This is a genomic window from Paraburkholderia sp. BL6669N2, from assembly GCF_003387275.1.
Taxonomy (GTDB): domain Bacteria; phylum Pseudomonadota; class Gammaproteobacteria; order Burkholderiales; family Burkholderiaceae; genus Paraburkholderia.
In genome coordinates this window covers 3,670,380-3,683,072 of sequence record NZ_QUNA01000002.1, presented here as the reverse complement: position 1 = coordinate 3,683,072, position 12,693 = coordinate 3,670,380, and the positions used below count along the sequence as shown (strand labels likewise).

Here is a 12,693-nt window from a genome sequence, read left to right as displayed (position 1 = left end):
CGCCGATCGCTGACAAACGATGATAAGTTAGCCTACTTCCAAGAAAATCTTATGCCTTCGCCATGAGACCGTACCTTCCGTTGAACGCGCTGCGCGCGTTCGAATCGTCCGCCCGGCACCTGAGCTTCACGCGCGCGGCACTCGAACTGAACGTCACCCAGGCCGCCGTCAGCCAGCAGGTCAGAACCCTGGAGGAGCGGCTTGGCACCACGCTGTTCAAACGTCTGCCGCGCGGCCTCGCCATGACCGACGAGGGCCTCGCGCTGCGTCCGGTGCTGACCGATGCATTCGATCGCATCGAAGCGGTGCTCAAACAATTCGAAGGCGGCCACTTTCACGAGGTCCTGACGGTGGGCGTGGTGGGCACCTTCGCGGTCGGCTGGCTGATGCCGCGCCTCAAGTCGTTCCGCGACGCGCATCCGTTCGTCGAACTGCGCCTGCTGACCAACAACAACCTGGTCGATCTCGCCACCGAAGGCCTCGACTTCGCGATCCGTTTCGGCGACGGCACGTGGCCCGGTTCGGTCGCGACGCGCCTGCTCGACGCGCCGCTCGCGCTGCTGTGCACACCGGAGATCGCCGCGCGCCTGTCGAAGCCGGAGGATCTCGTCGACGAAACCTTGCTGCGCTCCTACCGCGCCGATGACTGGATGAGCTGGTTCAGCGCCGCGGGCATTCCGCCGCGGCCGATTCGCGGGCCGGTGTTCGATTCGTCGCGGCTGATGGTGGAAGCGGCGATGCAGGGTGCGGGTGTCGCGCTCGCGCCCGCGCTGATGTTCGATCACGAGATCAACACAGGCCGGCTGGTGCGCCCGTTCGACGTGGAGGTTCATGCCGGCAGTTACTGGCTGACATGGCTGAAGGGCAAAACCATGACACCGGCGATGTTGCTGTTCAATCAATGGATCATCAAGGAAGCGTCTGCGCAGACGCAGAACTAGGCAGCCAGCAATGCGCGGCGATGTCCGTTCATGGCGGGCCGTTCGGCTTGCGGCGGAAACACATTCCACGAGCCGTCGTCGTGACGGAAGAAGAAGATCGACAGCATGCCGCCCGGACGCAAGGCTTCCACGCACACATAGCGCTGATGTTGCGACGCACGGTGGCAAAACTGCACGACGCGTGCGGGCATCGACGGGGTCGGGGCAAGCCATTTGTCTACGGCCCAATGCAAGGTCTTTTCCGCTGCGGCCATGATGTTCTCCTTGAATCCTTGAACGGTTGAATTACTGAAACGAGTCGTTGAAGTGAGTCGCTGAAGTTCGATGCCGCTGGTTCACGCCAACTGAGCGGCACCGTGAACGCCCTTCGCGCTGCTTTCCACAAAGGCCTTCACGAGGCACACCAGCGCATGCATACCGGTACGCGGATGGCGCAGGCAGCAATGCACTTGTTCGCTACGGCTTTCGCCAATCAGGCACCATGCGCAGAAGTGCTCGCAGTTGTTCGTCAGCAGGCGATAATGGTTTTCGCCGAGACGGGAGCGTGCGCGGCGTACGGCTTCGTCGCCAACGTAGCGGGCGGACGGGGTCGAACGAATCGTCAACGGATGGCCGGCGGCGAAGCGTTCCAGTTCTACTTCTTCAACCGGGCCGCGATGCGCTGAACCCGCGAAGCCCGAGTAATGAACCACGCGTCCATTGCCCACATAAATGCCGTGGTGCTCGTAACCGCGACGTTGCGTGACGAGATGCGCGCCGATCGGCAGGTCGATGGTGGACGCGGCGTCGCAGCGGTCTGCGCTGTGTTCGCTGGTTTGGTTCGTGTTCATGGCTGTCTCGCTTTGATTCCAACACTGTTGCGAGATCTTTTGCATCATCCGGGCCATGTGCGCGAAAGCCTTTATTTAAAGGGTTTCGCGGGAAATGATGGAATTCCGGAAGCAACGAGTGTGCGTTGCGGCCCGACAGAAATCCCGCCGAAGTGTCGGCGAACGGCGCTCATTTTTAGCTGCTGTGGATGGGGGGTACTTCGATTGAAGAGGTGCGGCGAGCGGCAGAAATGTGTTGGGTCGCGCATCGGTTCGAACGAGGGCATGTTGGCTGCCAGCCGACCGATTAATTCATGCGTGCTCATGCACTGCATAACCAGCCGCTCGGAATCGCCCGGCAATCAAGGCACTACGACAAACCGCACGAATCATTCGCAAATTGGCATAGCACTTGCACTATAACGGCCAGATACATCTTAACCGCGCGTCACCGCGCGCGTTACACACGCGGCCAACCGGAGAAACGACATGGCTTCTATTACAGTGAGTGACCTCTCGCTGAACCTCGCGCTAGACCGTAAAGCGATGGCGGCGATCCGCGGCGGCGGCGGCGCCCCGTGGGTGTACGGCTGGATTCAGCCTTATGTACGCGATACGCCGAGCATTGGACCCGTCGTGAACCTGTACGACGTCACCAACAACTTCTATGCTAACCAGATGATCAACACGTTCCAGTCGGTCGATGTACGCAACACCGGCGCGAACTCGAACATTCGTGTCTCTCCCGACGCACGCAGCACAAACGACATGGTGTAAACGTTGTGACCTGTGCGAGCCAATTTCGCTGGACGTCGTCCGCGCGTTCCGACGCCGGATGCGTCCGCGAAATCAACGAAGATTCGTGCCTCGACCAGTCCGCGCTCGGACGCTGGGCCGTCGCCGACGGCATGGGCGGACACGCAGTCGGCGATCTGGCGAGCCGTCTGGTGATCGACGCGCTCAGCGGGCTGACGCCGCCCGTCAGCATGAAGTCCTTCATCGCCGATGCGCGCGCGCGCCTGCAAACCGCCAATCGCCAGTTGCGGGAAGAAGCCGCGCGCCGTCAGGTGCAGCGTATCGGCAGCACGGTCGTCGTGCTGCTCGCCTGTGATCGCTTCTGCGGCTACATCTGGGCCGGCGACAGCCGCCTCTACCTGCTGCGCGAAGGCAGCCTGCGGCAACTCACGCGCGACCACAGTCAGGTGGAAGCGCTGAAGTCGCTCGGCGTGCTTACGGAGGAAGAGGCGCGGCATCATCCGGCACAACACATGATCACGCGCGCCGTGGGCGCCACCGACCTGCTCGAACTCGACGACGATGCGATCGAGGTCGCGGACGGCGATGTCTTCCTTCTCTGCAGCGACGGCCTGAGCAACGAAGTCAGTGAAGAAGACATGCTCGCTGTGCTGAGCAATGCGGCAAGCGCGAACGCGTCTGACGAACTCGTCGACATGGCGCTCGCGCGTGGCGGCCGCGACAACATCACCGCCGTGGTCGTGCGCGCCGAAGACCCTAACGCGGCCGACAAAACGCTGCTCAACCCGGCGCCATGAACCTATTGGCGTGACGCCGCGGTCTCAGGTCTCGTTGTCTTCATCGTCGCGGTCTTCAGCGCCGTTCTTGTTCGCGGCCGGCTGATTACGATTGCGAAAATCCTTCGAATGCAGGCCGTGTTTTTTCAGAAGCATCTGCAGATGCGAGCGGTTCATGTCGATACGACGGGCCAATTCCGCGACGGTGCCGCTCACTTCGCGAAGGCCGCGCTCGAGGAAGGCTTTTTCGGCGTCGTCGCTGGCGGCGCGTTTCGCGTCGCTCAGCGACATCAGGTTCGCCACGCTGATCGGCTCCTGCCCGCTTGCGGTCGCGGCGTTGGACGCCGCCGCCGACCCGGGCGCCGCCGGCCGCATATCCACAGGCAAATGATCGACGTCGGCCATATCGCCGGCCAGGCACGACACGCGATACATCACGTTGCGCAACTCGCGGATATTGCCTGGATACGCGTAGTTCAGCAGAAAGTCCCGCAAACGCGGCGTCAATCGCACCGGCCTGCGCTTTAACGTGCCGGCGGCTTCGTCACCGAACCACGAAATCAGCAACGGAATTTCGTCGCGACGCTCGCGCAGCGGCGGCAACGTCACATGAATCACGCTAAGCCGGTAGAACAGATCCTCGCGGAATTTGCCCTCTTCGCTGAGCTGCCGCAGATTGCGATTGGTCGCCGCGACGATGCGTGTGTCCACCGCAATCGTTTCATCGGACCCGACGCGTTGAATCTCGTGCGCTTCCAGCACACGCAGCAGCTTCACCTGGCCAGCAAGCGGCAATTCGCCGATTTCGTCGAGAAAGATCGTACCTGTATGCGCGCTTTCGAATTTGCCCTTGCGATCGTTCGAAGCGCCCGTGAACGCACCCTTGCGATGCCCGAACAATTCCGACTCCAGCAGGTTGTCAGGAATCGCGCCGCAGTTCACGGAAATGAAGGGTTTGTCGGAACGCGAACCGTTGGCGTGAATCACCTTCGCCATCAACTCCTTGCCGGTGCCGCTTTCGCCGTCGATCAATACCGGTAAATCAGTCGGCGCGGCTTTCTCGGCGATTTCAAGCGATTCGAGCAGGCGTGGATTATCGCCGAACGTCCCTTCGAAAATGAAACTGCGTTCGAGCAAGGCCTTGCGACGCGCGCCACGCGACAGGTCGGCGCGCTCCTGCGGCTCCGCGGCCACCGCCGCTTGCACGAAGCGCTCCTTGTGCGAAAGCTGCATCACCTCGTCGCGCAGCGAGGTGGCTTGCCGGAGCAGCTTGTCGATATCCGCGCGCTCCAGCCGCGACGACCAGCGCAGTGTCGAGCGTAGAATCTCGATCCGCTCGATCAGGCCCGCGTAGGAAATCGCGGGGCTGGCCTCTTCAATCTGGTCGAGTATCTTCATCATCATGCACTCAACTGTTTCTGTACCAGCTGGTAATACATGCCGCCGCGTTGGATCAGCTCATCGTGGCGCCCCTGTTCGACAATCGCCCCTTCATACAGCACGAGAATCTTGTCGGCACGCATGATGGTGCTAAGCCGGTGCGCGATGATCACCGCCGTGCGGCCCTTCAGAATGTCGTGCATATTGCCGAGGATATTGCTCTCCGATTGCGAGTCCAGTGCGGAGGTCGCTTCGTCGAATACGAGCAGACGCGGATCGTGATACAGCGCCCGCGCAATGCACAGCCGCTGGATCTGCCCGCCCGACAAGCCGATGCCGCGCTCGCCGACAATCTGCTCGTAGCCGAGCGGCATCTTGCTGATGAATCCGTGCGCGTCGGCCATCTTCGCGACCTCCTCGATACGGCGCCGGTCGGGCGCATCGTCGCCGCTCGCGATGTTCTCGGAAATCGTGCCGGAGAACAGCAGATTGCTCTGCATCACATAGCCGATCTGCGCACGATAATAGGCTTTATCGACCACGCCGAGATCGTAGCCGTCGATCGTCATCTTGCCTTCAGTCGGCGTATAGAAGCCGACCAGCAGTTTGGCGAGCGTCGTCTTGCCCGACCCGCTGCGTCCGACAATCGCCACCAGTTCGCCGGGCTTGATATCGAAGCTGATGTTTTCGAGCACGTACGCCGAGTCGTTTTCGCCATAACGGAAATAGACGCCGCTGAGGCTGATCTCGCCTTGCAGTTCGGGCAACATCACGCGCGACGGCAAATCCTGGGGCTTCTGCTCGGGTTCGATATCGAGCACATCGCCCAGGCGCTCCATCGCCACGCCCGCGTCGTTCAACATGCTCCATAAACCGACCAGGCCCATGAGCGGACCCAGCACGCTCCCCATGAACGCATTGAACGCGATCAACTGACCAATCGTCATTTCACGCGCCAGCACGAGATTCGCGCCGACCCACAGAATCGCGATCGTCGTCGCGGCGTTCAGCAACTGACTGCCGAGTCCCACGAGAATGTTGAACGCGTGCGCGCGATATTGCACTTCGAGCGCCTTCGCGTACTTCTTCTCCCAGCGCAAGCGCACCGGCCGTTCGATACCCATGCCCTTGATGGTCTCCACGCCGGCGAGCGCTTCCATCAGAAACGACTTCGATTCGGTCGACGCGGTGAACACTTCGCGCGCATAGCCTTTGATCTTCGGCGTGGCGATCGCGGTCAGGGCCATGATCGGAATGACAAAAGCAATCAGCACCAGCGTCATCTTCACGTTGTAGACGAACATGATCGTGAAGTAGATGAAGACCATCAGCAGGTTCAACGCCGTGGTGACAGTGGACTCAGTGAGGAATGCACGGATCGTCTGGTTCTCCTGAAAGCGCGCGAAAATGTCGCCGGTCTTGCGCTTGGCGAAAAACGAGAACGGCAGTGACATGGTGTGCTTGAAGAACTGCGACATCATCGCGAAGTCCATGTTGCGCACCATGAAGTTCGCCAGATACGCGCGAATCGACGACATCAATTGCGAAAAGACATTGGCGATGATCAGGCCGCCGATCAGCAGATGCAGCAGGCTGACATTCTGATGCACGATCACGCCGTCGAGAATGTTCTGGATAATCAGCGGCGGAATCACGCCCAATACCTGAATCACGAAAGTGGCGAGAAACAGGTGGCCGAGAATCTTCTTGTACGGCTTGAGGTACCCGACAAAGCGAATCCACGGCGAACGCGCGGCGGACATCTGTAGCAAATGCGGTCCGCCGGTAAACAGCAGGCAGGTGCCGCTCCAGCCGCGCTCGAAATCTTCGACCGTCATTTTCTTGAAGCCGACCGCCGGATCCGCGACCCACACGTAATCCTTGGAGAGCCCGTACACCACGACGTAGTGATAGCCCTCCCAGTGGACGATGAACGGCAGATCGAAACCGCGCAACGAATCGAATGTGCATTGCACGCCGCGCGCTGTAAAGCCGAGCGATTCGCCGGCGCGCGCGAGACTGTCGAGCGTCGCGCCCTGGGTCGTGACGTTGGCGAGCTCGCGCAATTTGCCAAGCGTCATTGGAATACTGTAGTGGCGGCATACCATCGCAAGGCACGCCGCACCGCAATCCATTTCTTCCGCCTGCTCGACCAGCGCGAAGCGTTTGATGACTTTCTCGCCGAACTCGGGCTTGCTTTGCAAGTCGAGCAGCGGCAGCTTGCGCCGCTGCTCGACCCGCTTTTGCCGCTGCAACTCACGGTCGCCGTAGCGAATCCGCTCGTCGAGCACTTCGCGCAGTTTCGGATTGCGTTCGAGAATGAAGTGAACGGTGCGCTCCGGAATCACCAGCAGCCGCGTATCGGTTGTCGCGACCACCGACGCCATCTGCTCCTGGCGCATCAAACACGCTTTTTCGCCGAATATCTCGCCTTCTCCGAGCGTGGCGAGCGTGTAGTCATGCCCCTCCTCGTGCCGCACGATACGCACTTCGCCATGGCGCACCACGTAAAGGCGCCGGTCCTCGCGTCCGTCCTGCTTGAGGATTTCCTTGCCCGCGGCCACCCGTTTCACGCCGACGCTGCGCACATACTCTTCGAGTTCGGCCTTGTTCAGTTTGCCGCGTAGATCGAATAACTGCGCGACGAAACCGCCCGCCGAATTGATCGCCACATAGCTGGCAACGAACGCCAACGCGGCCTGATTGCCCACGATCACAGGTTCGATCGCAGCGCGCGGAATGAACAGCAATTCGGTTTTCGCCGACGACCGCACCGACGCTTCGTGGACATAGGTGCGCAACATTGCGATATCGGCGAAGATCTCGCCCGACTTGCGCACCCCCATGCTGGTTTCCTTACCGTGCTCCTCCGTAAATATCCGCACGGAACCCGAACGAATCACATACAGCCCGTCAGCCGTCTCGCCCGCTGAGCAAACCGTTTCTCCGAACGAATAGAAGCGCGCCTGCGCATATTCGGCAAGACGATCGATCTCTTCGCGCGAAAACGGCGAAAAAATTTCCACCGAGGTGAGAAACTCGGCGGCGGAGGGCGCGGTCTGGGGTGCATCCATGTGCTTACGGACCTCGAATCGGCGTGTCGCGGTGTTGTTTCAATACGGCGCGTGGTCTCGAACGGCCTAGCGCGCTTCGATCACGTGCTCCTGGGCGCGTGAGATCAACCAGCTTTCGCGCAGCAGGCGCCGGACTTCGGATGCCACGTCGGCGTCGAGCGTCGCCGGATATTTGGCCGTCACGGCGAAAATCTCGAAGCACGAACGATCCGCAGACGGAAACGGTCCCAGCAGATCGCCCACCGCCGCGTTGAAAATCTTCGCTTCGATATCGGGCTTCAACGAGCCGCGCAGCACCTTGCCGATCACGCCGCCCGCCTCGCGCGTATCCGCGATGGAATGCTCGCGCGCCATGTCGGCGAAACTGTCGGGATCGTCGTGCAGGTACGAAATCATTTCCTTCGCCTTACCCTCGCTGTCGAGCACGATGTGGCTCACCTCGATCGCGTCGAACTTCGGCGAATTGAGCGCGAAGTAATCCTTGATCGCGGCCTCGTTGCCGATCTCGTCGAGCATCTTCTCCTGATACAACCCGTCGGTAATGAAGGCTTCGAATTCGTCGAGACTGACATTCAGGGCGTCGAGATACTGATTCATATCCGTCGCGCGGTGCAGGCCGCGCACGCGGCGGAACTGATCGGCGCGTTGCTGGATTTCATCGGCGGTCACGGTAATGCCCTGCTTCTTCGCTGCGTGAACCGTGAGCTTGTCGCGCACGATCTGCTCGATCAGGCTCTCGAACTGGCCGGTCAGTTTCAGAAGACGAATGAACTCGGCCACGTCCACGACTTCGTCATCGATTCGCACTATCGCGGTCATTTCTTCCGCTCCTTTAATTGACGTGTGATCCGTGCGGTCATCCCGCCACCTGCCTGAACGGATCGAGACCCAGATCGATCAGGCGCCGTTCGCGCACCACGATCTCAGCGCTTGCCGTCATGCCGTAGCGCAATGGATAGCGCGTGTCGGCAATCTGGTAGTAATTTTTGTCGAGCGTGACGCGGCCTTCGTAGACCGGCTGCTTGTCCGTCGCCGAAGGCTTGGTGGCCGGCGAAATATAGGCCAGCGTGCCGCTGATCAGCCCGTAGCGTTGATACGGGAAAGCGTTGAATTTCAGTTTGACCGGCAAGCCCTCGTGCAGAAACGCACGATCGTGTTCGGCAATTTCGATCTTCAGCACGGGCCGTGCGTCTTTGGGCGCAATGCCACCGAGCGGCGCGTTTGCCTGAATCTTGTCGCCGCGCTGGGTCGACGTCACGTCGGTGATGACACCCGAAACCGGCGCGAGAATCAGCAGAAAATTGTCTTTGTCGATGTTCTCGAAGCGAATCCGCGCAGCCGCTTCGGACACCAACCGCGCGCTTTGCAGTTGCAGGCGCAACTTGTCTTCCGCGTCGGTAATGTCGCGCACCGCCGAATCGTATTGAAGCTGCAGGTCGGTGGTCTGCTGGCCGCTGGTTTCCAGTTGCGCGTTCGCCTGCGTGTATTCGTGGCTCAAGCGGAAATCCAGCTCCGCGAGCTTCGATTGGGCGACACGGTACGCGTTATCCGCCTCCATTGCCGCCGTGCGTTTTTGCTCCACCTGCAATTCGGCAATGCCGCCGCCGCCCGGCTGCGCGAAGAGCCGCGAGTAGCGGTCCAGTTCCTGGCGCGCCGCTTCGCGCGTGCGCCGGGCGTTGTCGAGCATGCTGCGCGCCTCGTCGAGTTCGGCCTTCTGTCCTTCCGCTAGTTTGGTCGTGCCTTCGGAAACGCGCGTTTCGTGCTGGCGGGCCTCCACTTCCATCTGCGTTTTGAGCGCGGCGGCCTTACGCTCCATTAGCGCTTTCTTCTCGGGGAACTGCTTCCAGTCGCGCTCGGCGTCTTCCAGTTTGAGTTGCGCTTGCAATGCATTGCTGGCGGCTTCGATTGCGCCGCGCGCATTCAGGCGCGCCAACACATCGCCTTTCTGCACCGGCTGCCCTTCGGCGATATACAGATCGGCGAGTTCGCCGTCGATCGGCGCATAGATGCGGCGCACCTCCGATTCCGGCGACAAGGTGCCTTGCGCGCTGACGATCACGTCGGCCCGCCCCACGAACGACCACAACAGCCCGACCACGACCAGCGCGACCATCGCCCAGATCAGCGCGCGCGCGAGCCGCACCGGCTCCGCCATCAGGATCGCGATGCCCTCGACGCTGTGATCTTCCAGCGCCTCCGACAACGGCCTAGGGTGACTGTCGCGTTTCACTCTGCTCGCCTCCGATCAATGCCAGCTTCGCTTTCAGAAGGCCCGGGTCCAGCACCATGCGCAATTCCGTTAGCGAACGGCGCTGCAAATTCGCTTCGGCTTCGATGTCCGCCAGCAGACGGTCGAAGTCGGCGGGATGATCCGCCTTCAGTTGCGTGTAGATGCGCATGCCCTGTTGCGCCGACGTTTGCGCATCCGAAAGCAGACGCGCCTCGCTGCGAAATCCCGGTGAAATACCGGCTTCGAGACGCTGCGTACCGCCGATCGATCCGCCCGCGCGATACTGCTTCCATAGGCTCTGGGCGCGCAGCAGCAGATCTTGCGCACGCGCCAGCGCTTTGTCATGCAAGGCGGCGACGTCTTTCTGAATCGACTGCAGGAACCACACGTCCGTTGCCGGATCGAGGCTGGCGTAGAACGACAGCAGACGCTGGTCGTAATCCTTGTCGCCGCGCGTCTTCTGCAACTGTGCGTAGTGGTCGAGCAATGACTTCTTGTGCGCCAGTTCCGCCGCGAGCACGTCGGACCACGGCCCCGCGGGCATGGCCTGCAGACCGGCGAGCGCCTGTTGCGCGTCGCCGCGCTGCCAGGCCGCCGTCACCGCATCGTGGCGAGCAATCACGTCCGACGAAGGCAAACGGCTCGCCGCCAGCTGTTGAAACTGCGCCTGAAACGGCGGCGTGCTGAAGCGCGCCGTCTTCAACATCGCGAGCAACGGCACCAGTTGCCGGCTCAGCGCGGCGTTCAACAAATCGGTGTACTGGCGCAAATCCTGACGCACCCGGTCAATGCCCGCGAGACGCGGGTAACGCTGCGCATAATCGTCGAGCACGGGCGGCAGCGCGTCGGGCTTATCGCGCGCCAGTTCGGTGCGGATCGTCCCATTCAGACGGTCGATGGCGGCGAGATACACCGAATCGTCGCTTTCCAGTTTGCGCAGATGGCTCAGCGCCTGCGCATACGGATCGGCGAACACGGGCACGTAGGAGGCGATGCGGTCGAGCGCGCGCTGGTGGCTCTTCGCGTCGTCTTCCCAGCGTTGCAGCAGGTTGTTGATCGTGCCCTCGTCCGCGTACATGCGGATCGGCGCGTCCATGCCGCCGCGCGCCGCGACGAAACGCTCCAGATCGCCGACCCATTGCAATTCGTTGATCAGCGACGCGGCGTCCGCGTTATTCGCGCTCAAAGAACGCATTTCCTTGAGCAACGCGTCGGCCTGATCGAACTGCGCCTTTTGTAGCGCATTCAGCCAACTGGGAAGCTTCGCCTTCAACAACGCTTCGCTCGCGAGCGCGCTGACTTTAGTGTCGGTGGGATGGCTCGCCAGATAACCCGATGCCGCCGTGACCGCGCTCGTGTAATCGCCGTTCGCCAGCAAATTCTTCAACTCGCGCTCCGAGGAACCGCGCATATACAGCGTGGTTCCAATCGCCGCCAACACCACGACGCCCGCGCCGCTCCATATCGCCACGCGCCGCACGCTCGCGCGATCGTCGATCGCAAACGCCTTGCCGAGTTCGCCCGCGAGCAAACGCCAACGGCGCGGCCGGCCTTTCGCGGCGGCCGCGTTGGCAGCGCCATGCGCACCGTTGGTTCCGTTCGTGCCGGTCGCCGCTTTTGCCGAGCCGGTGGGCGTGTCGCGCTTCGCATGCGCGGACGCGGGCTGTGCCGCCTCGTTGACTTCATCTTCACGTTGGAGGCCGGGGTCGACGCAAAAGATATCGAGGAATGAATGCGCGGCGCCGACGAAAGTGGTCTTGTCGGGATCCACCGCTTCGTCGGCGGCCGGATTGACGAATAGTTGTGTCACGGTGGGCTCGACTTCAGGGGGTTTCTGCAGCGTCACCCTGTAGACGAAGTGGTCTCCGCCAAATGCAACGAGGTCTCCTTCCACCAGCGGCAGCGCGGATTCATCCAGCCGCTTTCCACCGACAAATGTGCCGTTGGTGCTGCCGAGATCCTCGACGTAGAGCTCGCCGCCCTTCAGAAAGATGTGCGCGTGACGGCGCGAGATGTAGTTGACCTGATGGGGATAGCGGTCCTTGTAGCGCGCAAAGACGTCGTCTGTCTTACTGACGAGAAAGGGGAATGCCTGCACCTCGATAGGTTGCAGGCCAAGGTCGTCGCGCTGCGGCACCAGCAGCAATCCCGGTGCCGCCGACGGACTGGCGGCCGCCACGATACGCGCGCGCGGCTCGATGCTCACGCGGTAGCAGAGTTCGCCGCCAAAGCACAGTTCGTCGCCGGCGCGCAGACGCGCCGGAGTCTGCCGCACCGCCACGCCGTTCACCGTCGTGCCGTTCTTGCTGCCGAGGTCGGCGACGTAGACCGCGCCGTGTTCCGTGAAAACCCGCGCATGACGGCGCGACAGGCGCGCAATCCGCTCGGCGGGATAATCGGTAAAAGGTGCTTCGCTGCGCCCGATTGCAAACAGGTTGTCGACGATACGAATCGCGTCGAGCGCGGGACGTTGCGCGGACGCGGCCGGCGACAGCACCACGTCGAACGCGGCGTCTTCTGTCGCGCGCATCTCAGCAATCGGAGCTTCGCCGGCGGCCATTTTATCTGGATCACTAAGCGTTTACCCGTTGCGGCGAGAGCGCAACGGAAACGGGACGAAGGACTACGGCGAAAAGATATTGTTCATGTGAGCCGTGCAAAAGCCGGCTCCTCAATGATTGTAAGTCACACATGGCGGGTGTCAATTTTCAGATCATCGGTTATGAA

General features: G+C 61.5%; 10 protein-coding genes. 3 read left to right on the top strand and 7 right to left on the bottom strand.

All coding sequences use genetic code 11. The annotated features are described in order from the left end of the window. The first annotated feature begins 62 nt into the window (after positions 1 to 62). Positions 63 to 941 (top strand): LysR family transcriptional regulator, encoded by an 879-nt coding sequence (locus tag B0G80_RS39110; protein WP_116122950.1) that lies wholly within the window; start codon positions 63 to 65, stop codon positions 939 to 941. Here the strand turns inward: B0G80_RS39110 and B0G80_RS39105 are convergent. Both B0G80_RS39105 and B0G80_RS39100 read right to left on the bottom strand, forming a co-directional pair. After that, complete coding sequence (locus tag B0G80_RS39105; protein WP_012425909.1) at positions 938 to 1,195, bottom strand: hypothetical protein; 258 nt, start codon at positions 1,193 to 1,195, stop codon at positions 938 to 940. The genes B0G80_RS39110 and B0G80_RS39105 overlap by 4 nt on opposite strands. An 81-nt stretch (positions 1,196 to 1,276) precedes the next feature. Next, positions 1,277 to 1,771: a lecithin retinol acyltransferase family protein gene (locus B0G80_RS39100; RefSeq protein WP_116123900.1), complete on the bottom strand. Its 495-nt coding sequence runs from the start codon at positions 1,769 to 1,771 to the stop codon at positions 1,277 to 1,279. A 468-nt stretch (positions 1,772 to 2,239) separates the two neighbouring features. Here B0G80_RS39100 and B0G80_RS39095 point away from each other — a divergent pair, with 468 nt between their 5' ends. After that, entirely contained in the window at positions 2,240 to 2,527 is a 288-nt protein-coding gene (locus B0G80_RS39095; RefSeq protein WP_116122949.1) for a hypothetical protein, read from the top strand. Positions 2,528 to 2,532: 5 nt separating this feature from the next. Next, positions 2,533 to 3,303, top strand: a complete 771-nt coding sequence (locus B0G80_RS39090; RefSeq protein WP_116122948.1) for a PP2C family serine/threonine-protein phosphatase — start codon at positions 2,533 to 2,535, stop codon at positions 3,301 to 3,303. A gap of 24 nt (positions 3,304 to 3,327) precedes the next feature. On the opposite strand, the gene B0G80_RS39085 is transcribed toward B0G80_RS39090, so the two are convergent. The 5 genes from B0G80_RS39085 to B0G80_RS39065 form a co-directional block, all read right to left on the bottom strand. Further along, entirely contained in the window at positions 3,328 to 4,683 is a 1,356-nt protein-coding gene (locus tag B0G80_RS39085) for a sigma-54-dependent Fis family transcriptional regulator (RefSeq protein WP_106278789.1), read from the bottom strand. After that, entirely contained in the window at positions 4,683 to 7,736 is a 3,054-nt protein-coding gene (locus B0G80_RS39080; RefSeq protein WP_116122947.1) for a peptidase domain-containing ABC transporter, read from the bottom strand. The genes B0G80_RS39085 and B0G80_RS39080 overlap by 1 nt, the downstream gene beginning before the upstream one ends. Positions 7,737 to 7,802: 66 nt before the next feature. Beyond that, positions 7,803 to 8,555 carry a peptidylprolyl isomerase gene (locus B0G80_RS39075; protein WP_106300126.1) on the bottom strand — a complete coding sequence of 251 codons (753 nt, stop codon included), beginning with the start codon at positions 8,553 to 8,555 and terminating at the stop codon, positions 7,803 to 7,805. 37 nt (positions 8,556 to 8,592) lie between these two features. Beyond that, positions 8,593 to 9,966, bottom strand: coding sequence for an HlyD family efflux transporter periplasmic adaptor subunit (locus tag B0G80_RS39070; RefSeq protein WP_106278797.1), 1,374 nt, complete (start codon positions 9,964 to 9,966; stop codon positions 8,593 to 8,595). Beyond that, a complete protein-coding gene (locus B0G80_RS39065) occupies positions 9,944 to 12,526 on the bottom strand; it encodes an FHA domain-containing protein (protein WP_116122946.1) in 2,583 nt (860 codons plus the stop codon). The genes B0G80_RS39070 and B0G80_RS39065 overlap by 23 nt, the downstream gene beginning before the upstream one ends. Positions 12,527 to 12,693: the final 167 nt, after the last annotated feature.